The sequence below is a fragment of the Clostridium sp. NSJ-49 genome, from assembly GCF_014287725.1.
GTDB lineage: Bacteria > Bacillota > Clostridia > Clostridiales > Clostridiaceae > Clostridium > Clostridium disporicum_B.
On the sequence record NZ_JACOOP010000013.1, the window covers coordinates 18,796 to 44,051 of the forward strand.

At 29.8% G+C, this 25,256-nt stretch carries 23 protein-coding genes; 22 read left to right on the top strand and 1 reads right to left on the bottom strand.

What is annotated here, in order from left to right:
- Positions 1-54: 54 nt before the first annotated feature.
- The 12 genes from H8S10_RS06415 (at position 55) to H8S10_RS06470 (ending at position 12,189) form a co-directional block, all read left to right on the top strand.
- Positions 55-912 carry a Cof-type HAD-IIB family hydrolase gene (locus H8S10_RS06415; protein WP_055266452.1) on the top strand — a complete coding sequence of 286 codons (858 nt, stop codon included), beginning with the start codon at positions 55-57 and terminating at the stop codon, positions 910-912.
- Positions 913-934: 22 nt separating this feature from the next.
- Positions 935-1,624, top strand: a complete 690-nt coding sequence (locus H8S10_RS06420; protein ID WP_055266454.1) for a Crp/Fnr family transcriptional regulator — start codon at positions 935-937, stop codon at positions 1,622-1,624.
- A 140-nt stretch (positions 1,625-1,764) separates the two neighbouring features.
- Positions 1,765-2,772 carry an anaerobic sulfite reductase subunit AsrA gene (gene asrA, locus H8S10_RS06425; RefSeq protein WP_055266456.1) on the top strand — a complete coding sequence of 336 codons (1,008 nt, stop codon included), beginning with the start codon at positions 1,765-1,767 and terminating at the stop codon, positions 2,770-2,772.
- Positions 2,773-3,567: an anaerobic sulfite reductase subunit AsrB gene (gene asrB / locus H8S10_RS06430; protein WP_055266458.1), complete on the top strand. Its 795-nt coding sequence runs from the start codon at positions 2,773-2,775 to the stop codon at positions 3,565-3,567. It abuts the gene before it with no gap.
- Between the two features lie 16 nt (positions 3,568-3,583).
- The gene (gene asrC, locus H8S10_RS06435) at positions 3,584-4,546 is read left to right on the top strand and encodes a sulfite reductase subunit C (RefSeq protein ID WP_055266460.1); all 963 of its coding nucleotides are present in this window, start codon (positions 3,584-3,586) and stop codon (positions 4,544-4,546) included.
- A 304-nt stretch (positions 4,547-4,850) separates the two neighbouring features.
- Positions 4,851-6,062, top strand: a complete 1,212-nt coding sequence (hemA, locus tag H8S10_RS06440) for a glutamyl-tRNA reductase (protein WP_186838336.1) — start codon at positions 4,851-4,853, stop codon at positions 6,060-6,062.
- Positions 6,020-6,751 (top strand): NAD(P)-dependent oxidoreductase, encoded by a 732-nt coding sequence (locus H8S10_RS06445; protein WP_186838337.1) that lies wholly within the window; start codon positions 6,020-6,022, stop codon positions 6,749-6,751. Before hemA ends, H8S10_RS06445 begins: the two co-directional genes overlap by 43 nt.
- The gene (gene hemC, locus H8S10_RS06450) at positions 6,696-7,568 is read left to right on the top strand and encodes a hydroxymethylbilane synthase (protein ID WP_186838338.1); all 873 of its coding nucleotides are present in this window, start codon (positions 6,696-6,698) and stop codon (positions 7,566-7,568) included. The genes H8S10_RS06445 and hemC overlap by 56 nt, the downstream gene beginning before the upstream one ends.
- A 10-nt stretch (positions 7,569-7,578) precedes the next feature.
- On the top strand, positions 7,579-9,063 hold the full coding sequence (cobA, locus tag H8S10_RS06455; protein WP_186838339.1) for a uroporphyrinogen-III C-methyltransferase: 1,485 nt from the start codon (positions 7,579-7,581) through the stop codon (positions 9,061-9,063).
- On the top strand, positions 9,056-10,030 hold the full coding sequence (gene hemB, locus H8S10_RS06460) for a porphobilinogen synthase (protein ID WP_055266470.1): 975 nt from the start codon (positions 9,056-9,058) through the stop codon (positions 10,028-10,030). The genes cobA and hemB overlap by 8 nt, the downstream gene beginning before the upstream one ends.
- 36 nt (positions 10,031-10,066) lie before the next feature.
- Positions 10,067-11,341, top strand: coding sequence for a glutamate-1-semialdehyde 2,1-aminomutase (gene hemL, locus H8S10_RS06465; protein WP_186838340.1), 1,275 nt, complete (start codon positions 10,067-10,069; stop codon positions 11,339-11,341).
- Positions 11,341-12,189, top strand: coding sequence for a sirohydrochlorin cobaltochelatase (locus H8S10_RS06470; RefSeq protein WP_186838341.1), 849 nt, complete (start codon positions 11,341-11,343; stop codon positions 12,187-12,189). The genes hemL and H8S10_RS06470 overlap by 1 nt, the downstream gene beginning before the upstream one ends.
- Before the next feature lie 358 nt (positions 12,190-12,547).
- Here the strand turns inward: H8S10_RS06470 and zupT are convergent, their stop codons facing one another.
- Entirely contained in the window at positions 12,548-13,327 is a 780-nt protein-coding gene (gene zupT, locus H8S10_RS06475; protein ID WP_055266476.1) for a zinc transporter ZupT, read from the bottom strand.
- Between the two features lie 151 nt (positions 13,328-13,478).
- Between zupT and asnB the strand changes: the two genes are divergently transcribed.
- The 10 genes from asnB (at position 13,479) to H8S10_RS06525 (ending at position 25,248) form a co-directional block, all read left to right on the top strand.
- On the top strand, positions 13,479-15,320 hold the full coding sequence (gene asnB / locus H8S10_RS06480) for an asparagine synthase (glutamine-hydrolyzing) (RefSeq protein WP_186838342.1): 1,842 nt from the start codon (positions 13,479-13,481) through the stop codon (positions 15,318-15,320).
- Positions 15,321-15,574: 254 nt separating this feature from the next.
- The gene (locus H8S10_RS06485) at positions 15,575-16,258 is read left to right on the top strand and encodes a DUF554 domain-containing protein (protein ID WP_186838343.1); all 684 of its coding nucleotides are present in this window, start codon (positions 15,575-15,577) and stop codon (positions 16,256-16,258) included.
- A gap of 358 nt (positions 16,259-16,616) precedes the next feature.
- Entirely contained in the window at positions 16,617-17,711 is a 1,095-nt protein-coding gene (locus tag H8S10_RS06490) for a BMP family ABC transporter substrate-binding protein (RefSeq protein ID WP_055266482.1), read from the top strand.
- Between the two features lie 704 nt (positions 17,712-18,415).
- Positions 18,416-19,936 carry an ABC transporter ATP-binding protein gene (locus H8S10_RS06495; protein ID WP_055266484.1) on the top strand — a complete coding sequence of 507 codons (1,521 nt, stop codon included), beginning with the start codon at positions 18,416-18,418 and terminating at the stop codon, positions 19,934-19,936.
- Positions 19,936-21,024 (top strand): ABC transporter permease, encoded by a 1,089-nt coding sequence (locus H8S10_RS06500; protein WP_186838344.1) that lies wholly within the window; start codon positions 19,936-19,938, stop codon positions 21,022-21,024. The genes H8S10_RS06495 and H8S10_RS06500 overlap by 1 nt, the downstream gene beginning before the upstream one ends.
- Positions 21,024-21,971: an ABC transporter permease gene (locus H8S10_RS06505; RefSeq protein WP_055266488.1), complete on the top strand. Its 948-nt coding sequence runs from the start codon at positions 21,024-21,026 to the stop codon at positions 21,969-21,971. The genes H8S10_RS06500 and H8S10_RS06505 overlap by 1 nt, the downstream gene beginning before the upstream one ends.
- 164 nt (positions 21,972-22,135) lie before the next feature.
- The gene (locus tag H8S10_RS06510; RefSeq protein ID WP_186838345.1) at positions 22,136-22,279 is read left to right on the top strand and encodes a hypothetical protein; all 144 of its coding nucleotides are present in this window, start codon (positions 22,136-22,138) and stop codon (positions 22,277-22,279) included.
- A gap of 74 nt (positions 22,280-22,353) precedes the next feature.
- On the top strand, positions 22,354-23,619 hold the full coding sequence (locus H8S10_RS06515; protein ID WP_186838346.1) for an ABC transporter permease: 1,266 nt from the start codon (positions 22,354-22,356) through the stop codon (positions 23,617-23,619).
- Positions 23,620-23,633: 14 nt separating this feature from the next.
- Positions 23,634-24,323 (top strand): ABC transporter ATP-binding protein, encoded by a 690-nt coding sequence (locus H8S10_RS06520; protein ID WP_186838347.1) that lies wholly within the window; start codon positions 23,634-23,636, stop codon positions 24,321-24,323.
- A 157-nt stretch (positions 24,324-24,480) separates the two neighbouring features.
- Positions 24,481-25,248 carry an N-acetylmuramoyl-L-alanine amidase gene (locus H8S10_RS06525; protein ID WP_186838348.1) on the top strand — a complete coding sequence of 256 codons (768 nt, stop codon included), beginning with the start codon at positions 24,481-24,483 and terminating at the stop codon, positions 25,246-25,248.
- The last annotated feature ends 8 nt before the right edge of the window (positions 25,249-25,256 follow it).

The following is a 25,256-nucleotide window of genomic DNA, read 5'->3' on the forward strand; positions in this document are numbered from 1 at the left end:
AAAGTTTTACAGTTGTAAGAATTAAATAATAAATGTAGGTAGAAGGAGATAATTATGATTAAACTTATTGCATCAGATATGGATGGAACATTACTAAATAGCAATCACACTATATCACAAGGAAATATTGAAGCTATAAGAAAAGCACAAGAGCTAGGTGTGAAATTTGCTATAGTTACTGGGAGAAGTTATGATGGTGTTAAACCAATTGCAGATGAATTTAATCTTGATTGTGAATATATTTTAATGAATGGTTCTGAATATAGAGATAGGAATGGAAATATTCTTGAAAATATAACAATTGATAAAGAGAAAGTTAAAGTTGTTATGGAGATTATGGAAGAAGCAGATTTATGTATAGAGCTTTTTACTAATAAAGGAACTTTAACATCAGATTATGAAAAAGTTAAAGCTTCAATAGAAGATAGGGTAAGGTCTTTAAATCCTGAACATAGTGATGAGGAAATTCAAGGATTTTTAAAGGAATTTATTGGCAGAAGAAAAATTACTATTTTTAATAGTATAAATGAGCTAATGGATGATAAAATAGATATATATAAAATTATAACTTTTAATAAAGATGTTGAATTAATTAAGAGTATTAAAGAAAAATTAAAGAAGTTACCAGGACTATCAGTAGTATCAACTTTTGATAATGATATAGAAATTAGTGACATGCAAGCCCAAAAGGGGTTAATACTTGCAAAGGTAGCTGAAAAGATGGGATTAGAAAGAGATGAAGTTATGCCTATAGGGGATAGTTTTAATGATTATTCTATGTTTACAGAGTTTAAAAATGCATGCGCTATGGGAAATGCTATACCTGAAATAAAGGAGTTAGCAGGTTTCATAACTGACACAAATGATAATGATGGAGTAGCTAAAGCGATTTACAGAGCTTTAAATATATAAAATAAAATTATTAGGTGAGATTATGGTTAAGATAAGCTTAGAAGAACTTAAAGACATGGAACTATTTCAAGAGCTATCAGATGAAACATTAAAGCTATTAAGCGAGCATTGTGATATGAAGGAGTATAAGAAGGGGAGTCATGTTTTTAGGGATAGGGAGATTGTAAGTAGAATATATATACTATATTCAGGAAAAGTATCATTATATAAAATGAATGAATCAGCTCAAAAGAAGATAATTTTTATATTAGGGGCAGGTAAGATAATAAATGATTATGCTATTGATGATCTTCCATCTTCAATAAATTGTGAAGTATTTGAAACAGCACAAATCTTATCTATAGATAAAAAGATTTTTCTTGAAATAATGAAAAGTGATTTTGACTTAACAAAGATTTTTATTAAGGCTCAAGCATTAAAAATTAGGAGACTATATAGGCAAATGAAGAATTCAACACCTATAAAAGTCGAAAAGCGTGTTGCAGCTAAACTGTGGAAATTAGCAAAGGACTACGGAGAAGAAGTAGAAGAAGGAACGTTAATAAAATTAAACATAAGTGTTACATATTTAGCTGATATGTTTGGCGCACCCCGTGAAACTATATCGAGAGCATTAAAACTTTTAAGTAAAGAAGATTTAATAATAAATGATAATAAAAAAATTATAATTAAGGACAAAGATAGGCTTTCGAAATTTTTTAAAGGACTGTGATATTAATCACAGTCTTTTTTTCTATCAAAAATTATAATAAAAACATAGATTATTGTTAGTTTAATAACAAAGATAAGAATAACAATTTGAGTAGGAAGTCTTTTAACCTAATAAAATAAAGTTGATTAAGAGGTGTTCAAATGGGATATAAGTTTGATATAGAAAATTTTAATGGCGCATTAAAAGAATTATCAAAGGAGTACAAGATATATGCTCCTAAGGTATTAGAAGGAAAAGGAAGATTCTCAGATACTGATATAGTAAGATATGAAGAAGTATCAAGAGTTGAAGAAATTGAGTTCAATAAAAAATCTCAATTTTCATATAAAGAAGTTTTACTTCCAATTTCTCAGACATTATTCTTCTTTACAGAAAATGAAATGAAAGAAGCTGATATGGAAGAAAAGGCTCCATTAATATTCTTAAGAAGCTGTGATATAAATTCTTTAAGAAGAATTGATGATATATATTTAAGAAATGGATTTGAAGATCCATTTTACAAGAAGATAAGAGAAAAAGCTAAATTTGTATTAATGGGATGCGAAAAAAGCTTTGAAAATTGTTTCTGCGTAAATATGGGAACAAACACAACTGATGAGTATGACATGTACATAAAAGTTAATGGAAATGAAGTTTACTTAGATGTTAAAAATGAAGAATTCAAAGACCTTATGGATAAATTCAACAACGAATCAGTAGATGTAACTCCAGATTTCGTAACTGAAAATGAAGTTAAAGTTAATATTCCAGAAAATTTAACTCAAGAAGTAATGAAATCTAAGATGTGGGATGAATATTCAGAAAGATGTATAGCATGTGGAAGATGTAACTTCGTATGTCCAACATGTACATGCTTCACAATGCAAGATATTTTCTACAAAGAAAACGAAAAATCAGGTGAAAGAAGAAGAGTATGGGCTTCATGTCAAGTTGATGGATACACAGATATGGCTGGAGGACATAGCTTCAGAAATGATAAGGGACAAAGAATGAGATTTAAAGCTCTTCACAAGGTTTATGACTACAAGAAGAAGTGGGGATACCACATGTGCGTAGGTTGTGGAAGATGTGACGATATATGTCCTGAATACATATCATTCTCAAACTGCATAAATAAATTAGAGAAAGCTATGGATGAGGTGAAATAGATGACAAACAATATATACAAACCATTTATATCAGAAATATTAGATGTTATTGAACATACTTCAATAGAATATACTTTTAGAATGGCATTTACAGGAGATGTAAAGCCAGGGCAATTCTTTGAAGTTTCACTTCCTAAGTACGGGGAAGCTCCTATATCTGTAAGTGGAATTGGAGAAGGATATGTTGACTTAACAATAAGAAGAGTTGGTAAAGTTACTGATGAAATCTTCAAGAACTATAAGGGGGACAAGTTATTTATGAGAGGACCATACGGAAATGGTTTCGATATAGATAACTATAAAGGAAAAGAAGTAGTTGTTGTTGCTGGGGGAACAGGACTTTCACCAGTAAGAGGAATAGTAGAATACTTCTCAAGAAATCCTCAAGATGCTAATGGATTCACTTTAATTTCAGGCTTCAAATCACCTGAAGATGTACTATTTAAAGCTGATATAGAAGAATGGAAGAAAAACTTAAATGTAATAATAACAGTTGATAAAGCTGAAGAAGGATATACAGGAAATACAGGACTTGTTACAAAGTATGTTGCAGAGCTTAAACTAAAAGACTTAGAAAACGTAGAAGTAGTTGTAGTTGGACCTCCAATGATGATGAAGTTTACAGTTTTAGAGTTCTTAAAACTTGGTGTTAAAGAAGAAAATATCTGGATTTCTCAAGAGAGAAAAATGTGTTGTGGAGTAGGTAAGTGCGGACACTGTAAGATAGATGATACTTATATCTGTTTAGATGGACCAGTATTCAACTACACTAAGGGTAAACTTTTAATAGATTAATTAGGAGGCAGAAGTTATGGATATAAATACTAAAAAGCTTAAAAAGAATGCTTTTAGAATAACTAAAACTAGAGGAGTTACAGCTTCAAGAGTTAGAGTTCCAGGAGGACATCTAAAAGCTGAATATTTAGGATTAATTCAAGAAATAGCTGATAAGTACGGAAACGGAACTGTACATATAACTACTAGACAAGGATTTGAAATACCAGGAATAAGCTTCAAGGATATGGATGCAGTTAATAAGATGCTTCAACCTATAATTGAAGGATTAGAAATAAACCAAGAAAATCCTGGAGATGGATATAATGCAGCAGGTACAAGAAATGTATCAGCATGTATAGGAAATAATGTTTGTCCTTTTGCTAACTATAATACTTCTAAGTTCGCAAAGAGAATAGAAAAGGCTATATTCCCAAATGACTTACATTTTAAAATAGCTTTAACTGGATGTCATAATGACTGTATAAAAGCTAGAATGCACGACTTTGGAATACTAGGTATGACTGAGCCTCAATTCGATAAAAATAAGTGTGTATCTTGTGGTGCTTGCGTAAGAGCTTGTAACAAGAAATCAACAGGAGCTATACATGCTGAAAACTATAGACCAGTAAGAGATCACGGCAAATGTATTGGATGTGGAGAGTGTGTAATCAACTGTCCAACAGGTGCATGGACTAGAAGTAAGGAAAAATACTATAGATTAGTTATCATGGGTAGAACAGGAAAGAAGAACCCAAGATTAGCTGAAGACTTTATAGTTTGGGTAGATGAAGATAGTATAGTTAAAATAATTACTAACACTTATAAATATGTTACAGAACATATTGCAAAAGATGCTCCAGGTGGAAAAGAACACATTGGATATATCATAGATAGAACTGGATTTATGGAATTTAAGAAATACGCATTAGAAGGTGTAGAACTTTCAGATAAAGCTGTATTAAAGAATAATGTATATTGGAGCGGAGTAAGATATTAAATTAGATTAGTATAATAATTGCTGACTAATGAAAGAATACTACTATGTAATTAAAATTTAACAAACTAAACTAAAATTAAGGTCGCTATATTAAATTATAGCGGCCTTAAAAAATAGATGTTAAGTTAAAAGGAAACACTAATTCTGATGAATTAATTGGCGTACTCTGCTAGAGTAGCTTAAAGTTACAAAATTATAGATTTAGACTTTTAGTTAACAGTTCATCTACCTAAATCAGAGATTTGGAGACTCACTTAAAAAGTAGTATAATGTAAATATAATAATAAATATTAGGAGCGATAAAATGATAAGATTATTAGCTATAAGAAAAAATATTTCATTAGATATAAGAGAAAAGTTCGCACTTAATCCTAAAAAGCTAGAAGAAGGGCTTAAAGCACTACATAATATATTTGATGAGGTAGTAATATTAAATACATGTAATAGGACAGAAATTTATTTTAATAGCTCTTGTGAAGAAAAGGATGAAGAGATATTAAAAAAGATTTTTGAAGCATTAAAGTGGGAATATGAGTTAGCTGATAATTGTGTTGTTTTAAACCAAGAAAGAGCTATAAGACATCTTATGGATGTAGCCTGTGGATTTCATTCAAAGATTTTTGGAGAAGATCAAATTTTAGGGCAGATTAAAAATGCTTATTCTAAAGCTTTAGAATTAAAAACTGTAAAAAGCATATTAAAAAAATTATTTGAAATGACAATCAGCTGTGGAAAGGAATTTAGAACAAAAAGTAAGCTATATGAAATACCTGTATCTTCAGCATCTATAGCAGTAAATGAAGCTATAAAAAATAATTCGAAAAAATTTATGATAATAGGATATGGGGATGTAGGAAAATTAGTTTCAAAATATATTTTAGCTAATGATTTTGAATCATTAATTATTGGTGTAAGAGATATAAACAAAGTTAATGATATTAATGATGAGAGAGTTTTAGTAATGAATTATGAAGAGGCTAGAAAACAGATAGAAAATATAGATTGTCTAATAACTTGTACTTCTGCACCACATTTAATGATAGAAAGAGTACATATTAAAGAGAGAAATAAGCCATTACATATTTTTGATTTATCAGTTCCTCGTGATGTAGAGGATTCTGTAAAATACATAGATAAAGTTTATTTATATGATATTGATAAGGTAAGTTCTATTGATGATAAAAACAAAGAAATAAGAAAAGAGATAATGATATCAAATAAATATATTATTGAAAAAAGTATTGATAAATTTAATCAGTGGAATAAGCAACGTAAAATTTCTCCGTATATAAAAGAAATGAAAGAAGAAAGAGATAAAGTAATATTAGAAAGAATAAATAGTTTTTCACATAAGTGTAAGAATGAAGATGATATACAACTGGCAAATACTCTTATAAAAAGCGCTACAGATGTATACATTAATAGAGCAATAGAAGTTTTAAAAGAGGAAACATTAAAGGGTAGTGAGGAAGAATGCTTAAGAATTTTGAAGAGAATATTTATGGAGAAGAAATAGAAAGAATATATTTATCATTTTTCCCAAATAAATTACGAGTTGGAGTAATTGGTGGAGGAAAGGCTGCTATCATAAAGATAAGAAGCTTTTTAAAGAGAAATGTATACGTAGAAGTATTGGCAAGAGAATTTTCTGAAGATATTTTAAGTATAAGAGATAAAAACCTTAGATTAATAAAATCAGACTATAAAAGTGATTTTATTCAGGATAAACATATAATTGTAATAGCAATAAATGATAATGAGTTATTACAAAGAATAAAAGATAAATGTGATGAAGCTTATAAGCTATACATTAATTGTTCTGATTTTAAAGATGGTATTGCAGCTATGCCAGTTCAACGAAATTTGAAAAATATATCTTTTGGAATAAATACTGTTGGTGGAAATCCTAGAGGTGCATTAATGGTTGCTGATATTGCTTATAAATCACTTTGTAGTATTGATGATTTTATAGGTTTTATAACAAGGCTTAGAAATAACGCTAAGGTATTAGGAAATCATAAGAAGGAAGTAATAGAATTTTTAAATTCTAATGATTTTAAGTTTTTTTATGATAAAGGAAAAGATAAAACTGTATTTAAGCTTTTTTTAGAGGATGAAGATTTACAGTGCTTATATAGAGGTGAGATAAATGGAGATAGTTATAGCAACAAGAAAGAGTATTTTAGCTCAAGTTCAAGCAGATAAAGTAGGAAAGCTTTTAGAAGAAAAGAGAAATCTAGATTATAAGAAGCTTTTAATCGTAACAGAAGGTGACAGAAGGTTAGATGTGTCTCTTAATAAAATTGGAGGTAAAGGTCTTTTTGTTAAAGAGATAGAATATTCACTAATTAGATTAGAAGCAGATTGTGCTGTTCATTCTATGAAAGATGTACCTTATGCTTTAAGTAATGAATTTGAAATAATAGCAATACCTGAAAGGGAAGATATTAGAGATTGTTTTATCTCAGCTGACGGTACTCATTTTAATGATTTAAAGGAAGGTGCTACAGTAGGAACAAGTAGTATAAGAAGAGCATCTTTTTTAAAAATGATGCGACCAGATTTAAATATAGTACCTATAAGAGGAAATGTTCAAACAAGATTAGAAAAGATGAAGAAGGAAGAAATGGATGGAATAATCCTTGCTGCTGCGGGCTTAAAAAGATTAGGTATGGAAGATATAATAACAGATTATTTTGATCCAAAGGTATTTTTGCCAGCTATAGGGCAAGGTGCATTAGGAATAGAGTGTTTAAAAGAATCTAAATTTAGAGATGAGTTTAAAGCATTAGATTGTAAGAATTCAAGAATAACTGTTGAAGCTGAAAGAAGCTTTATGACAGCTTTAAATGGAGATTGTCATAGTCTTATTGGAGCTTATTCAGAAATAATAGATGATGAATTATATATGATAGGCGCTTATGAAGTAGATGGTGAAATAATAAGAAAAGAAATAAAAGGGAAAATTGAAGATAACAAAGAGTTGGGAGTTAAACTTGCGGAAAAAATATTAAATCATTAGGAGTATAGTTATGAGTAAAGTTTACATAATAGGAACTGGGCCAACAGATGAAGAGTTATTAACACTTAAAGCTGTAAGAGTATTAAAAAAATGTACAGCTGTGTTATATGATAGATTAGTTTCTAATAATATTTTAAATTATTTAAATGAAGAATGTGAAATTTATTACTGTGGTAAAGAGCCAGGAAGTCATTATAAAACTCAAGAAGAAATTAATGAGTCTATTGTAAAACTTGCTAAAGAAGGTCATATCGTAGGAAGGATAAAAGGTGGAGACCCTTATGTTTTTGGTAGAGGTGGAGAAGAGGTATTAGCTCTAGTAGAAGAAAACATAGATTTCGAAGTAGTTCCAGGGGTAACCTCTCCTATAGCAGTTTTAAACTATGCAGGTATACCAATAACTCAAAGGGCTATGGCACAAAGTTTTCATATAGTAACTGGGATGTCTGCAGGAAGTTCAAAAATAAATTATGAAGCATTAGCAAAAGAAACAGGTACTTTAGTTTTTATGATGGGTCTTGAAAATTTAGATTTGATTATAGAAAATTTATTGAAAAATGGTAAAGATGCAAATACAAAAGCTGCAGTAGTTATGAGAGGAACATCATCAAAGCAGAAGAAGGTAGTTGGAACTATTGCTGATATATCTCAAAAGGTGAAGGAAGCTGGATTGAAATCGCCTTGTATAATAGTATTTGGAGAGGTTGTATCTCTAAATGATAAATTAGATTGGTATGGAAACAAACCTTTATTTGGAGCTAATATTTGTGTAACAAGAACTAGAGAGCAATCACAAAGCTTGAAAGAAAAATTAAGAGATTTAGGTGCTGAGGTTACTGAAATAAATTCAATAAGAATTAAAGGTACAGAAGAGAATCTTAAAGGATATTTAGATAGGTTGGAAGATTATGACCATATAATATTAACTTCAGTAAATGGAGTTAATAGATTCTTTGATTATCTTGTAAAAGAAGAGTATGATATTAGAAAAATTAAAGCAAAGTTTTCTGTTATAGGAAAAGCAACTAAGAAAGCATTACAAGCAAGAGGTATTCAGCCTTTTATAATGGCAAGAGAATTCGTAGGTGAAGGTTTGTTTAAAGTTTTAGAGCCTGAACTTAAAAAAGATGAGAAGGTTCTTATACCATGCTCATCATCAAGTAGAACATATTTAAAAGATGAAATTGAATCTTTAGGATTAAAAGTTGATAGAGTACATACATATGATACAGTTTGTGGTGAGATAAAAAATCCAAAAGCTTTTGAGGAAGTAGATATAATTCTTTATACTAGTCCTTCAACAGTTAAAAATATGGTTGATATGGTTGGATTAGAAAAGATAAAGGAAAAGACCAATATAGCTATAGGTCCTCAAACTAATAAAGCCTTAGCTGAAAGAGGAGTAGAGGCTCTTATTTGTAAAAAGCATTCAGAAGATGGTTTCTTAGAAGAAATCGTTGAGATGTATAGGAATATGGAGGATTATTATGATTAAAAGAGGAAGAAGAATAAGAGAAACAGCAGCTATTAGAGCTATGGTTCGTGAAAATATATTAACAGCAAATGATTTTATATATCCTATATTTGTAGTTGAGGGTGAAAATATAAAGGAAGAAATAAAATCTATGGAAGGCAATTATCATTGGTCTATAGATAGATTAGAGGAAGTAATAAATGAAGTTATTAATTGTGGTGTAAAAGGAATAATTTTATTTGGAATTCCTGATACAAAAGATGAATGTGGTAGTTCAGCTTTTGATAGTAATGGAATAGTTCAAAGAGCCATAAAGAAAATAAGAGAAATATCTAAAGATTTATATATAATAACGGATGTTTGTATGTGTCAGTATACTATTCATGGTCACTGTGGAATATTAGATGGTCATAGAATAGATAATGATGCTACTTTAGAAAAGTTAGGTCAAATAGCACTATCACATGCAAAGGCAGGAGCTGATATGGTGGCTCCTTCGGATATGATGGATGGAAGAATAGGATTTATAAGAAATGTATTAGACAATAATGGGTTTACACATGTGGCTATTATGAGTTATGCAGCTAAATATGCCTCTGCATTTTATGGTCCGTTTAGGGAAGCGGCACATTCAGCACCACAGTTTGGTGATAGAAAGTCATATCAAATGGATCCTGCAAATGGAAGAGAAGCTTTAAGAGAAATAAATATGGATATTGAAGAAGGTGCAGATATAATAATGGTTAAACCAGCACTTTCTTATTTAGATATAGTAAGAAAAGCCAAAGATATTGTCGATATTCCAATATGTGTTTATAATGTAAGTGGAGAATATTCAATGATTAAGGCTGCTGCGAAGGCAGGACTTATGAATGAAAAGGCAACAGCTTTAGAAATGCTTCTTTCTATGAAAAGAGCAGGAGCTGATATAATTATAACTTATTATGCATTAGAGGCATCTAAATGGTTAAAGGAAACACAGAACTAATCAGAGATTTAGAGTGTCAGTTAGAGGAGAATTAATATGGGTAACAGAGAAATATTTGAAGAATCTAAAAAATATATGCCAGGTGGAGTTAATTCACCAGTAAGAGCATATAAAGATATGGGAATAAATCCTCCAGTAATGAAAAGTGGTAAAGGTGTTATAGTAAAAGATGAAGATGGAAATGAGTATATAGATTTTGTTTTAGCTTGGGGACCTATGATATTAGGTCATTGTAATGATGATATTGTAAAATGTATACAAGAAATAAGTGAAAGTTCTATAGCTTTTGGAGCACCTACTGAATTAGAGCTTCAAATGGGAAGATTCTTATGTGAAAACTTAGATAATGTTGAGATGGTAAGAATGGTTAACTCTGGAACAGAAGCTACTATGAGTGCTATAAAACTGGCAAGAGGATATACTGGAAAAAATAAAATAATAAAGTTTGCAGGTTGTTATCACGGGCATTTTGATGGTTTTTTAGTTGAGGCTGGTTCTGGAGTTTTAACAGAAGGAATTGCTGGATGTTTAGGTGTGCCTAATGAAAGTGTTAAAAACACATTAATTGGTGTATATAATGATATTGAACAAGTTAGAGCTTTATTTGAAGCTTATCAAGATGATATAGCTGCTGTTATTATTGAACCTGTAGCTGGTAACATGGGAGTTATAAAGGCTGATGATAAATTTATGGAAACTCTTAGAGTGCTTTGTGATGAATATGGTTCACTTCTTATATTTGATGAAGTTATGAGTGGATTTAGAGTGGCATTTAAAGGAGCCCAAAGTTTATTTGATGTTAAGCCTGACCTTGTAACTTATGCAAAGATTATGGGTGGAGGTCTACCTTGTGGAGCTTACTGTGGAAGAAAAGAAATAATGGAAAAGTTGGCACCTCTAGGTGGGGTATATCAAGCAGGTACAATGTCTGGAAATCCTGTAGTTATGGCAGCTGGACTTGCAACTTTAAATATACTTAAAGAAAACCCAGAGATATATAATCATATAAATAAAATAGGTGAAAAATTAGAAAATGGGCTTTTAGAAATAGCAAAAGAAAAGAATATAGATATAGTTGTTAATAGAGTAGGGGGAATGATGACAATATTCTTCACAGATTTAGCAGCAGTTAATACTTATAATGATGTAAAGACTTGTGATACAGAGAGATTTAAGAGATATTTCCTTCATATGCTTAAGAATGGTATTAATTTACCTCAATCTCAATATGAAGCAGTATTTTTATCTTCAGAACATACAGAAGAACATATTAATAAATTCTTAGATGCATTTAGAAAGTTTGAAGGATAATGAAGAGATCAGTATTAATAGTTAGTTTTGGAAGTTCTAACTTAGATGCTTATAAACAAGTTGAATCTTTTATAAAAAATATAAAAGATTCGATAGATAAAGAACTATTTATACAGTGTGTATTTACATCAAATATACTTATAAAGAGAATGAAAGAAAAAAATAATATAGATATTTTAAATGTTAAAGAGGCCTTAGAAATATTATTTAATGATGGATATAAAGAGGTGATTTTGCAGCCATTACATATGATTGATGGAAAAGACTGTGATTCGTTGAGAAATATCCTAGAAGAAAATAAAGATAGGTTTAATTATATTAAATTAAATCCCACACTACTTATTAATAAAGGAAAAAATACTAAAGAATCTGCTTTAAATATAGCAAATGCCATAAAGGATAATGTGAATAAAGATAGGTGTGTAGTGTTAGTAGGGCATGGTAGCAATAGATGTCAGGATAATTGTTGTTATACATCTATAGGAATTAATGAGTACTGCGGGGATAATGGTAATGTATGTAATGATGACTGTTATCAGGAAATTGAAAAGGCCCTTCAAAGTATAGGATATAAGAATGTTATAATTGGAACATTAGAAGGTAGCAGAACTAGGAGTGTTGTACTTAAAGAACTTAAAGATAAGAAAATAGATGATGTGATAATAATGCCTTTATTAGTTTTACCTGGAAATCACATAATTAAAGATATAAAAGGAGATAACTCTTGGGAAAGCTTGTTTAATGAAAATGATATAAATGTTGAAGTAAATTTAAAGAGTTTATTAGAATACGAAAAAATTCAAAAACTTTATATTGATATGATAAATGAAGCTATAAATGTTGAGTGAAAATCTAAATCTTTGATTTAGTTATTTATATGAACTTAAGTGAAAGTTTGTAACTTTAAGTTACATAGAGTGAATTCATCTATAGGATTAGTTTCATTTACTACATAATAAAAAGGTTGTAGCAATACAACCTTTTTATTATGGAATTGTTATATTATTAAGGCAATTATAAGTCATTTCTACTAGTGTGTAGATAACTCCACCAAGAGTAATTGTCAATAAAATACTCATAATAAAAACCTCCACTTAACAAAATTTAATTTCTATATTAATATAATAATCCAAAAGTATTAATAAAATACAGATAAAAATGTTAAGAATTATTAAATTCACAGAAGTTTCATATAAAAAATTAAATTTATAATAATAAATGTGTTATAGGCATTATAGCTACGCCTAAAAATATTGATGCTAATGAAAGTTTTATATGACCGTATTCCCTTGATGATGGAATAAGTTCAGAAAATGAAATATACATCATAATACCAGAAACTACAGCGAATACTATTCCTAGTACTAAGTCATTAATAAATGGTTTTAAAAACAAGAATGATATAAATGCTCCAAGGGGTTCAGCCATTCCTGAAAGAAAGGAGTATTTTAATGCTTTAGCTCTACTTTTAGTTGCAAAATATATTGGCATAGCTATTGCAATACCTTCTGGGATGTTGTGAAGTGCTATAGCTAAAGTTACGGAAATTCCTAAAGCTGCATCTTGGTAACCAGAAACAAATGTAGCAATACCTTCAGGGAAATTATGTATCATTAAAGCTATTGTAGATACTAAACCAACTCTGAAAAGGCCAAAATTTTTATCATCCTTTGGAACTTGAGATTTTTCTTCGTCTGGTATAAAGCTATCAATTAAAAATGCCATTAAAGCACCGATAAGCATAAATAATATTGACCAAAGTATTCCGTTTGCTTTTCCATGATATTTGCTTATAGCTTCTTGTGCTGCTGGAAAAAGGTCTGTAAAAGATACTGTTATCATAACTCCAGCAGAAAATCCAAGAGAAAATGTAAGAAATCTATTGTTTTTTGTTTTTGTGAAAAATACTAAAACTGCCCCAATCACTGTTGAAAGTCCGGCTATAGATGAAAGTATTAATGGAAATAGAGAATTTTTATCAATCATACAGAGCTCCTTTTATCATTATTACATAACTATAATATGATTGAATTAATAAGTTTATTTATAATATATAAACTATATTTTTATATATTTTTACACTCTAATTAAATATTCGTCATATTCTATTATATGGATTTAATGAGAGGTGAAAATTATGTGTGGTATTGCAGGATGGATAGACTTTAATAACGATTTAAGAGATAAAAGAAGCATCGTAGATAAGATGGTAAAGACTTTAGAGAGAAGAGGACCAGATGATGAAGGAGTATATGTAAGTACTAATGTTTTATTAGGACACAGAAGATTAGTTGTAGTTGACCCAGAAGGCGGAAGACAACCTATGACTAAGATTGTTGATGGCAATGAATATACTATAGTTTATAATGGAGAATTATATAACACTGAAGACTTAAGAAAGGAGTTAATAAATAAAGGATTTAATTTTGAGTCATATTCAGATACTGAAGTTTTATTAACATCTTATATTTGCTGGGGACTTGAAGTAATAAATAGATTAAATGGTATATTTGCTTTCGCTATCTATGATAAGAAGAAAGAACAAGTTTTTTTAGCAAGAGATCATATGGGAGTAAAGCCTTTATTTTATGCTAAGAGAGGTAATTCTATAATTTTTGGATCAGAGCTAAAGACTATATTGGCACATCCTTATGTAAAAGCAGAAGTGGATAGAGAGGGATTAACCGAAGTGTTTGCAGTAGGACCAGCTCGTCCTCTTGGAAGTGGTATTTATAAAGGGGTAAATGAAATAGCACCAGCTAATTGTATGGTTATCAATAAAGATGGTGAACGTATATGGGAATACTGGAAGGTTACTGCTAGAGAATTAGATGAAACTACAGATGAATCTATAGAACATGTCAGAGAGCTATTAATAGATGCGATTAAGAGACAATTAGTTGGAGATGTGCCTATATGTACATTTCTTTCTGGAGGTTTAGACTCTTCAATAATATCAGCAGTAGCAGCAAAGGAGTTTAAAGAGAGAGGAAAGACTTTAACAACTTATTCTATTGACTATGAAGATAATGATAAATATTTTAAATCATCACTATTTCAACCAACATCTGATCAATATTGGGCAGAAAGAATGGCTGAATTTATAGGAAGTAATCATAAGACAGTAGTTTTAAGTCAAAAAGATTTAGCAGAAGCGCTTATAGAATCTACTTTAGCTAGAGATTTACCAGGTATGGCTGATATAGATTCATCTTTATTATTATTTACAAGAGAGATACGAAAAGATTTCGTAGTTGGATTATCAGGAGAATGTGCAGATGAAATATTTGCAGGTTATCCTTGGTTTACCAATGAAGAAATGATAAATGCAAAGACATTTCCTTGGTCAAGAAGTGTAAGTAGTAGAAGAGAAATTTTAAATTCTAATTTAAAGAATTTAGATATTGAAGGCTTTACAAATGATCAATATGAAAAAACATTAAAAGATGTTCCTCATATAGATGGAGAAGATGCAAAAACTTATAGAATGAGAGAGATATTCTATCTTAATTTAAAGTGGTTTATGGTTAATTTACTAAATAGAAAAGATAGAACCACTATGTATAATAGCTTAGAAGTAAGAGTTCCTTTTGCTGATCATAGAATAGTTGATTATGCATTTAATTTACCAGTTGAAACTAAGCTGTTAGATGGAAGGGAAAAAGGACTATTAAGAAAAGCATTTGTAGGTATTTTACCAGATGAAATACTATTTAGAAAAAAGAGTCCTTATCCTAAAACTCATAATCCTGTATATACTTCAATAGTTTGTAGTATGATGAATGAAATTTTAAATGATAAGACTTCTCCGATATTAGAAGTAATTGATAGAAATGTGGTTAAAGAAATTGTTGAAAGTAAAGGGGAATCTTTTAAGACCCCTTGGTATGGACAATTAATGACAGGACCTCAATTAATAGCTTATTTAATACAAGTTAATGCATGGCTTAAAGAATATAATGTTAATTTAATATTATAAGATTAAATTTGTTAAGCTAATATGCTCACTTTATATTGGACTGTTAAGAATAACAGTTCATATTAAGTGAGCTTTTTTAGTTAATAGTTAATTAGATAAGGGGAATATGTTTGAAATGTCTATAAAAGTATTTAATTTAAGAAAATTATAAAATTGATACAGATATATGTTTTTATGGTAAAATATAGTTAATTAATGTATATTTAAGTGATATGAAATATTTAGAGTTAGAATAAAGATAGGAGTTGAGGTAAGTGATAGGGACGATAGTTAATAGTGTAGCAGTTGTTATTGGTTGTTTAATTGGATTTTTAATTAAGGGAAGATTAAAAACAAATATAAGTAATACTATAATGAGTGGACTTGGATTATGTGTATTATATATTGGTGTATCAGGAGCATTAAAAGGTGAAGATACTCTTTTGATGATAATATGTATTGTTATTGGAGCCTTAATAGGAGAATTAATAGATATAGATAAATGGTTAAGTAGATTGGGTGAGATAATAGAAAGAAAGGTAAATAAAGTTGGTAAGAGCAATATTGCAATTGCAGAAGGCTTTGTATCAGCAAGTCTTTTATTTTGTGTTGGAGCTATGGCTATAGTTGGCTCATTAGAAAGCGGATTAAGAGGAAATCATGACACATTATTTGCAAAATCTTTATTAGATGGGGTAACTTCTATAATATTAACTTCGACATTAGGAATAGGAGTTATTTTTTCAGCTGTTACAATTTTTATATATCAAGGATTAATAACTTTGGGGGCAGGCATGTTAGCTAATGTTTTAAGTGAGTCAGTTATTAATAATATGACAGCAGTGGGTAGTTTACTGATAATAGGGCTGGGATTTAATATTTTAGGAATTACTAAAATTAAGGTAGCTAATATGTTACCAGCTGTTATTTTACCTGTTTTATTAGGGGTTTTTATGTAGATTTTAGAAGAATGATATTAGTATTATATTTGATAATATTAAATATAATTATAGTGATGTAGAGTAGTTAAGTGAATTGTTTAAATATTATATGGTGCAAATTAAATAAAAAATATTAAATTAATGTATCTATTTAGTTGTTGTATTGAAAAAAAGTAAATAATGGTATAAAATTGAAAGTGAATTAATGTGCAAATATAAAATCTCTCTATTAACTCGTAAATTACGACAAAAATATCTAAAAAAATTAAAAAAGATACAAATGGTATTGAAAATACGAATAATATGTTTTATAATAAATTCATAATTCGTATACAATATAAATTAAAGAGTATATTATTTGAGGGGGAAATTAAAAATGAAAAAAAGAGCAATCGCATTAGCACTTTCTGCACTTGTGCTTACTGGTCTTGTTGGATGTGGAAGCAAATCAGAAGGGGGACAAACACCTGCTGAAGATGCAATGAAAGTCGGGATGGTTACTGACTCTGGGACAATTGATGATAAATCATTTAACCAAGGTACTTGGGAAGGTATAATAAAGGCAGAATCAGAACTTGGTATCGACAAGAACTATATAAAACCAGCAGGAGAAACAGAAGCTGATTACTTAAAAGAAATTCAAAATCTTTATGATACAGGATATAAATTTATAGTAACTCCTGGATTTAAATTTGAAACAGCTGTATTCCAAGCTCAAACAAAATATTCAGATGCTAAATTTGTAATTTTAGATGGAGCTCCACACTCAGGAGATTATAACAATGTTATAGCTGATAATACAGTTTCAATTATGTTTGCTGAACATGAATCTGGATTCTTAGCTGGTGTAGCAACTGCTTTAGAATTACAAGATGGTGAACTAGGATTCATTGGTGGATTAGAAATTCCTGCAGTTCAAAGATTTAACTGGGGATTCCAACAAGGTGTAGCTTATGCTAACGAAAACTTAGGAACTAAGATGTCAATAAAAGAAGAAAATGTTAAATATGCAAATAGTTTTGCTGATATCCCAGCAGGCAAGCAATTAGCTGCTACTATGTACGATAGAGGAGTTAAAGCTATATTCTGTGCTGCTGGTGGAACTGGACTAGGTGCTATAAACGAAGCTAAAGAAAGAGTTTCTAATGGAAATGAAGTTTGGGTTGTAGGTGTTGACGTTGACCAATATGCTGATGGTATATATGATGAAGCAAATAACAAATCAGTTGTTTTAACTTCTGCTATGAAGAAGATAGATACAGCTACATTTGATGTTATTAAAGCTGAATTAGATGGTGAATTCCCAGGTGGAGAACAATTAACATTTGATGCTAAGAATGACGGTGTTGGTATTCCTGCTGAGAATCCAAACTTAAGCAAAGAAACTACTGATAAAGTTGCAGAAGTATTTGAAAAGATCAAATCTGGAGAAATTGTGGTTTCAGGAGAACAAGGGGACTTAATAAAATAATTTTCTTGTAGAAATAGGTGAGCTTAAGCTCATCTATTTTTTTATTTTCAAGTAAAATGCAAAAATAAAGAGGATTCCGTTTAGAAAAAAGTAGATTGTTCTTTAAAACTATGAATTAAGCATATACTATTATTTATGAATATATATACTTAAAAACAAAAAGAATATACTAAATTGAATGCGTAAGTGATGTAAAATATAATTGAAATAAAGTTAATAGTAGTTGGAATGAATAGTGTTAATTTAAGTAGTAATAAATTCAATAAAGAAATCATTAAATAAAGTGGTTAAAGTTTTTTATGAAATTAAAGAAAGTAATATAAATGTTTCAAATGAAAAAGTATACATTGGAATCTGGCGAAAAGTTGAGGAATATAATAATAAACTTTTGAGAGTGATTTAATAAGATAGAGGTTATAAATGGAATTATATTACATAATATTGCAATTCAAAATATGACGAAAATTGTTGAAAATACGAAAGATATGATATATAATTTTAATATAATTTGTGTATCACTGTAGAGTGATAAAATAGAGTTTAAAAGTAAAAGTATATTAGTTCTGAATGTTGATTTTAGATTCAAAAAAAGTTCGGTATTTATTTTTAAATACTTTATGGAATTGTTTAACAATGATATTAAATATTGTATAATTAAAATTGAGACAGAGCTTTCAATAAGTAAAAAAATAGGAGGAGATCCGATGGAATATGTAGTAGAGATGCTGAATATTCGAAAAGAGTTTCCAGGGATTGTGGCGAACGATAATATCACACTTCAGTTAAAGAAGGGTGAAATTCATGCTCTTTTAGGAGAGAATGGTGCTGGTAAATCTACTTTAATGGGAATGCTTTTTGGTATGTATCAACCAGAAAAAGGGACGATAAAGATAAGAGGAAAAGAAGTTAAGATTTCTAATCCAAACGTAGCAAATGATTTGGGAATAGGAATGGTTCATCAACATTTTAAATTAGTTGAGAACTTTACTGTTACAGAAAATATTATTTTAGGTTATGAGCCTAAAAAATATATGACAGTAGACATAAAAAATGCAGCGAAAAAGATAGAGCAACTTTCTAAACAATATGGATTAAATGTTGACCCATATGCAAAGATAGAAGATATTTCTGTTGGTATGCAACAACGTGTTGAGATATTAAAGATGCTATACAGAGATGCTGAAGTTTTAATATTTGATGAACCTACAGCAGTATTAACTCCACAAGAAATAATAGAGTTAATAGATATAATGAAAAATCTTATTAAAGAAGGAAAGTCAGTTATATTAATTACACATAAGTTAAAAGAAATTAAAGAAGCTGCAGACCGTTGTACGGTTATAAGAAGAGGTAAATACATAGGAACTGTTGATGTAAAAGATACAGATGAAGCTGAAATGGCTAAAATGATGGTTGGTAGAGAAGTATCATTTAAGGTTGATAAAAAAGAAGCTAATCCTGGAGAAGTAGTTCTTAAGATAGACAAGCTATCAGTTAAAAATAATAAAAAAGTACTAGGATTAAAGGATTTTTCTATAGAATTAAGAAAAGGTGAAATTCTTGGAATAGCTGGTGTTGAAGGTAATGGACAAACTGAACTGGTTGAGGCATTAACTGGAATGAGACATATAGAATCAGGTGTTATAACGTACAAAAATATGGATATAACTAAAAGCTCTATTCGTGCAAGAATTGATAACGGTATAGCACATATTCCAGAAGATAGACATAAAAGAGGATTAATTCTAGATTATACTATAGAAGATAATATGGTTTTAAAAGCTTATAAAAAGAGACCTTTCTCAAAGAATGGGTTAATTAACAGAGCTAAGATAAGAGAGTATGCAAATCATATTATAGAAACTTTTGACGTAAGATCAGGTGAAGGTGGACAATCTATAGCTAGAGGTCTTTCAGGAGGAAACCAACAAAAAGCTATAATAGGACGTGAAATAGAATCAAATCCGGATTTATTAATCGCTGTACAACCTACAAGAGGATTAGATGTTGGTTCTATAGAGTATATTCATAAGAGATTGGTAGAACAAAGAGATGCTGGTAAGGCCGTATTACTTGTATCACTAGAATTAGATGAAGTTTTAAATGTATCAGATAGAATTGCTGTTATAAATAATGGTGAATTAATAGGTATAGTAAATGCTTCAGAAACAGATGAAAATGAAGTCGGTTTAATGATGGCTGGTATAAAGAGAGGTGACAAGTAATGGAAAAGAACAGAGGATTAAAGTCTATATTAGCTATAGTATTAGGTCTTTTAGCTGGTGCTCTTTTAATGTTAGCTATGGGGTTTGAACCAATCAAAGGTTATCAATTCCTATTCAAAGGTGGATTGATGAATATTGAAAGAATTGGTAATACGATAGCTACAGCAACTCCATTAATACTTACAGGTCTTTCAGTTGCCTTTGCATTTAGAACAGGGTTATTTAATATTGGTACTCCTGGGCAAATGTTATTTGGAGGATTTTGTACAATAGCAGTAGGTTTAAGCTTTGATTTACCAACTGTTGTTATAGTACCGTTAATGGTTTTAGCTGGTATTTTAGGTGGAGCTTTATGGGCAGTAGTTCCAGGGGTATTAAAAGCACTATTTAATGTTCACGAAGTTGTTTCATCAATAATGATGAACTGGATTGCTTACTGGACAATATATTATACAGTTCCAAAATACTTTAAAGGTGAGTATTTGGAAACAGAATCTAGGATGTTACCAGAAACGGCAACATTAAGAGTAAAGTGGTTAAGTGATCTTTTCGGAGGTTCATATATTAACTTAGGTATTATACTAGCATTAGTTGCAGTATTTGTAGTTTGGTTTATATTAAATAAAACAGTTTTAGGATATGAATTAAAAGCAGTTGGATTTAATAGATTCGGTGCTGAATATGCAGGTATGCCTGTTAATAGAAATATAGTTATTTCTATGATGATTGCAGGTGCTTTATCTGGTCTTGCAGGTGTAATTCAGTATATGGGTAATGCAACAGTTATGCAAATAGGTGTAATGCCTTCTCAAGGATTTGATGGTATCGCAGTATCATTATTAGGGGCTAATACTCCAATAGGAGTTCTTTTCTCGGCGTTATTCTTTGGAATACTATATGTAGGAAAAGGATTTATGAATGCAGCTGTAAAAATACCACCAGAACTTGCAGATACTATAATAGCTACAATAATATACTTTGCAGCTACAAGCGTAGTTATGGATAAAGTTATTAAGAAGTTTAAGAATGTTAAAAAAGATAGACTAGAAAATAAGGCTAATTCATCAGAAAGGGCGGTGGAGAAATAATGTGGACAATAATTCAGCAGATATTTCCATATGCAATAGCTTATACAATTCCACTATTAATAGCAGCTCTAGGTGCTCTTTATTGTGAAAGAAGTGGTATTGTAAATATCGGTATTGAAGGGCTTATGGTTGTAGGATCATTTGCAGGAGCTTTCACCATTTCAAAACTACAAGCAGCTGGTGTTCCAGGAGCATTATGGATTGGATTATTAGTAGCAGCTTTAGTTGGGATGTTATTCTCTTTACTACATGCTTTTGCAAGTATTAATTTAAGTGCAAACCAAGTTATTAGTGGTACAGCTATTAATATGATAGCTGGTGCATTAACAGTTTTCTTAGCAAGAAACCTTACTGGAAGTGGTAATATAAGAGTAACATTAGGATTTATTCCAAAAGATATACCTGTACTTTCAGATATACCTGTAATAGGACCGCTATTATTTACAAGATCATATATAACTACATGGTTAGTGTTATTAATATTAGCTATATTTACATTTTTACTATACAAGACAAGCTTTGGTTTAAGATTAAGAGCTTGTGGGGAGCATCCTCAAGCAGCTGCAGCAGCAGGTGTTAATGTATATAAGATGAGATATATAGGAGTTATGATTTCAGGAGCTTTTGCAGCCTTAGGTGGAGCTATAATACTTGTAACTTACTCAGGAGAGTTTAATGGTAACGTAGCTGGATTAGGATTCTTAGCAATAGCAGCATTAATATTCGGACAATGGAAGCCATTAGGTATTTTAGGAGCTACATTATTCTTCGGATTTGCAACTACCCTTGCGAATGTATCTCAAGCTATACCTGAACTAAGTAGCATTCCACAGGTTGCATTAAAGGTATTCCCATATGTGGTTACTTTAATAGCGTTAATAATATTCTCTAAATCATCACAAGCACCAAAAGCAGCTGGTGAAACATTTGATGCAGGAAAGAGATAATAATAGTAAAAATAAGCCGTGCAAAATTTTGCACGGCTTATTTTTATATGAATTTTTAATCATTTTTAGAATGAAAAATACAGAGCTTTTTCATTTTATTTACATATTATTGTCATTAGTTATAAGTATTATAAATATGAAATTTAATGAAGGGACTGAAATAAATGGACTTTATATTTAGAGCAATTATAACTTTAAAAGAAAAATTAGGAAGAACATTGATTTTATTAAGTATCATGTTCGTTATATCAGCGGTTGTATTATCATCTTTTGGAATTCAATCAGCTACTGATGCAGAGCTGTATTAGCAAGGTAAAAGTTAGGAGCAAATGTAACTTTATCACAGAATGTAGAAAAATTAATGCAAGAGCAAAGAGAGAATATGGCTGCTAATAGTGCAGAAGGAGAGAAACAAGGGGGAGGGGCAGGAAGATTTAATATAACTAGAGTACAAGTTCCTTTAGAATATATTGATGAGCTAAGTAGCAATGAAAGTGTTGTTGCATATTTAGCTACAAATAGTATCCAAGCTAACTTAGATGAATTACTAGCAGTAGGAGCTAGTGAAGAAGAAACAATAGAGGAAACATCATCAAAACAAGGATTTGGTGGTGGAATGAATATGAAAGGTAGTATGGGAGATATCACATTCACTGGAATAAATGATTTTAAGACAACATCAGCTTATGTTAATGGTGAAGCGGAGCTATTAGAAGGTAGAGAACTTACTGAAGATGATTTAGGTACTAATAATGTAATGATTGAAGAAAATTTTGCTATTGCAAATAATTTAGAAATTGGAAGTGAATTTAATATCACAAATATATCAGGTGAGAATTTAATTGGAGTTACAGTTATTGGAATATATAAAACATACACATCTATTGATGATAATGGATTAAGAAATACTGCAATGTTACCTTATAACAATATATATTCATCTTATACATTAGTTAATCTATTAAATGGAAAAGCAGAAAATTCAGGTGTTGATTCAATTACATTTTACTTAGATGATCCAGCTAATGTAGATAGTTTTTTAGAATATGGAGATAGCACATCAATTGATTTTGATACATTTATACTTGATGCAGGAAATAGAGAGTATGAAGCAATGATAGAACCTATTGAAAATGTTGCATCATTTTCTAAAATAACTATTTTAATAGTAGCAGTATTTGGTGGAGCAATTTTAGCATTAATTATAATGTTATCGATAAAAGATAGAATTCATGAAGTTGGAATTCTTATGTCATTAGGGGAAAAGAAGTTTAAAATAATAGGACAATTTACTGTTGAAGTGCTAACGGTTCTACTTCTTGCAATAGTAATTTCAGTAGCAGCAGGTAATACAATAAGTAATAAAATGAGTGATATATTATTAGCAAATGAATTGAAAACTGAGCAAACAGAAGTGAGTAATTTGGTTACTAGTGATAGACCTACCAAAGGAAATAAACCTATGATAGGGATGAATAGCTCTAGTACAACTGTAGATAAAATTGAAGAATTAAATGTTAATATAAGTCTTTTAGACATAGGAAAGATGTCTGGTATTTCGATATTAATAGCGATAATTGCTACTATGCTACCATCATTGATGATAATGAGATATAATCCAAAACAAATTCTAAGTAAACATAATTAATGGAGGAGTTAAATATGGAAGAAAGAGTTGAAAGAAAAAATGATGTCTTATTAAAAACTAAAGGGTTAGGATATTGGTACGACAATAATAAAAAGATATTAAATAATATAGATATGGAATTTGAGAAAGGGAAATTTTATTCTATAGTTGGATCATCAGGAAGTGGAAAAACTACATTATTATCATTAATTGCTGGATTAGACCAAGTAAAAGAGGGAGATATATTTTTAGGTGATAATAACATAAAAAATATTGGATTAGATAATTACAGAAATAAACATGTTTCTATTATATTTCAAGGATATAATTTAATGAATTACATGACAGCGCTTCAAAATATAACTTCAGCTATGTCAATAAAAAAAATTAAAAAGGAAGATAATAAGAAATTTGCTTTGGATATGATTAAACGTGTTGGATTGACAGAGGAACAAGCAAATCAAAAGGTATTAACGTTAAGTGGCGGACAACAGCAAAGAGTTGCTATAGCAAGAGCCTTATGCTGTGATAATGATATTATAATAGCAGATGAACCAACTGGAAACTTAGATGATGAAACGACAGTAGAAATAATTAAATTATTTAAGGATATAGTTTATAAGGATGGTAAAACCGTTATTATGGTTACTCATGATAAGGATGTTGCTAAAGAAACGGATGAAATTTATGCTGTAAAAAATAAAGGGATAATAAAAATTAAATAGAAAATATAGAGAAATGGTTGAATTTTAAAATATATAAAAATTCAACCATTTTTCTTGTAAAAATACATTTAATGTTCATATTAGACACACAGAGTTACCATATAAACTTGTTATTATATTTCTAAAGAAAGAACTAGAAAGGACAGAAGTTTTATAGATGAGTAGCAGAAGAAGAAGGGTGTATAGAAGAAAAAAAAGAAGATATAGAAGAATTTTTATAATTAATTTATTTCTAATTTTTAGCTTAATATCGTTGATTAAAATTGTTAATATTTGTAGTGGGTTGATTAAGTCACCAGATGCAAGAATGGTTTCAAGTGATATTAATCTATTAGAAGATACTGATGTTTTTACAGTTTGTATTGATCCAGGTCATGGCGATTGGGATGTTGGTGCTATTGGTGTAAATGGTTCATATGAGAAAGATATTGTACTAGATATAGCACTTATAGTTGGAGAACTATTAGAAAATAGCGGGATAAATGTTGTATACACGAGAAATAATGATACATTAAATTGGTCCGATAATTCTATAGAAAATTTATATGAAAGAGTTCGTATAAGCAAAGATAATAATGCGGACTTATTTATATCAATTCATTGTAATAGTGCATATGATTCTTCAGAGTATAAAGGAGTAGAGACATGGTATAATCCTAAAAGTAAGGAGAGTAAAGCTTTAGCATCATTGATACAAGACGAGTTAAGTAACTTAGAGTATACAAATGATAGAGGAATAAAATTTTATAGTGATGATGCGCCTTTAGCAGTTCTAAATAATAATGATGCACCATCAGCTCTTATTGAATTAGGATTTTTAAGTAATTGGTCAGATGAAAATATTTTAACTTCGAAAATTTGGCAAAAAAATATAGCGGAAGCAATATGTAATGCAATTTTAAGCTATAAAGATTTAATTGAGTAAAAAAATCG

Excerpts from the sequence above, each read along its gene's own strand:
- asrA (WP_055266456.1), top strand. The coding sequence starts at position 1,765 with ATGGGATATAAGTTTGATATAGAAAATTTTAATGGCGCATTAAAAGAA.
- hemC (WP_186838338.1), top strand. The coding sequence starts at position 6,696 with ATGGAGATAGTTATAGCAACAAGAAAGAGTATTTTAGCTCAAGTTCAA.
- asrB (WP_055266458.1), top strand. The coding sequence starts at position 2,773 with ATGACAAACAATATATACAAACCATTTATATCAGAAATATTAGATGTT.
- H8S10_RS06515 (WP_186838346.1), top strand. The coding sequence starts at position 22,354 with ATGGCTGCTAATAGTGCAGAAGGAGAGAAACAAGGGGGAGGGGCAGGA.
- asnB (WP_186838342.1), top strand. The coding sequence starts at position 13,479 with ATGTGTGGTATTGCAGGATGGATAGACTTTAATAACGATTTAAGAGAT.
- H8S10_RS06520 (WP_186838347.1), top strand. The coding sequence starts at position 23,634 with ATGGAAGAAAGAGTTGAAAGAAAAAATGATGTCTTATTAAAAACTAAA.
- H8S10_RS06505 (WP_055266488.1), top strand. The coding sequence starts at position 21,024 with ATGTGGACAATAATTCAGCAGATATTTCCATATGCAATAGCTTATACA.
- H8S10_RS06495 (WP_055266484.1), top strand. The coding sequence starts at position 18,416 with ATGGAATATGTAGTAGAGATGCTGAATATTCGAAAAGAGTTTCCAGGG.
- H8S10_RS06445 (WP_186838337.1), top strand. The coding sequence starts at position 6,020 with ATGCTTAAGAATTTTGAAGAGAATATTTATGGAGAAGAAATAGAAAGA.
- hemA (WP_186838336.1), top strand. The coding sequence starts at position 4,851 with ATGATAAGATTATTAGCTATAAGAAAAAATATTTCATTAGATATAAGA.
- asrC (WP_055266460.1), top strand. The coding sequence starts at position 3,584 with ATGGATATAAATACTAAAAAGCTTAAAAAGAATGCTTTTAGAATAACT.
- H8S10_RS06415 (WP_055266452.1), top strand. The coding sequence starts at position 55 with ATGATTAAACTTATTGCATCAGATATGGATGGAACATTACTAAATAGC.
- hemB (WP_055266470.1), top strand. The coding sequence starts at position 9,056 with ATGATTAAAAGAGGAAGAAGAATAAGAGAAACAGCAGCTATTAGAGCT.
- H8S10_RS06420 (WP_055266454.1), top strand. The coding sequence starts at position 935 with ATGGTTAAGATAAGCTTAGAAGAACTTAAAGACATGGAACTATTTCAA.
- H8S10_RS06500 (WP_186838344.1), top strand. The coding sequence starts at position 19,936 with ATGGAAAAGAACAGAGGATTAAAGTCTATATTAGCTATAGTATTAGGT.
- H8S10_RS06490 (WP_055266482.1), top strand. The coding sequence starts at position 16,617 with ATGAAAAAAAGAGCAATCGCATTAGCACTTTCTGCACTTGTGCTTACT.
- zupT (WP_055266476.1), bottom strand. The coding sequence starts at position 13,327 with ATGATTGATAAAAATTCTCTATTTCCATTAATACTTTCATCTATAGCC.
- H8S10_RS06510 (WP_186838345.1), top strand. The coding sequence starts at position 22,136 with ATGGACTTTATATTTAGAGCAATTATAACTTTAAAAGAAAAATTAGGA.
- cobA (WP_186838339.1), top strand. The coding sequence starts at position 7,579 with ATGAGTAAAGTTTACATAATAGGAACTGGGCCAACAGATGAAGAGTTA.
- H8S10_RS06525 (WP_186838348.1), top strand. The coding sequence starts at position 24,481 with ATGAGTAGCAGAAGAAGAAGGGTGTATAGAAGAAAAAAAAGAAGATAT.
- H8S10_RS06470 (WP_186838341.1), top strand. The coding sequence starts at position 11,341 with ATGAAGAGATCAGTATTAATAGTTAGTTTTGGAAGTTCTAACTTAGAT.
- hemL (WP_186838340.1), top strand. The coding sequence starts at position 10,067 with ATGGGTAACAGAGAAATATTTGAAGAATCTAAAAAATATATGCCAGGT.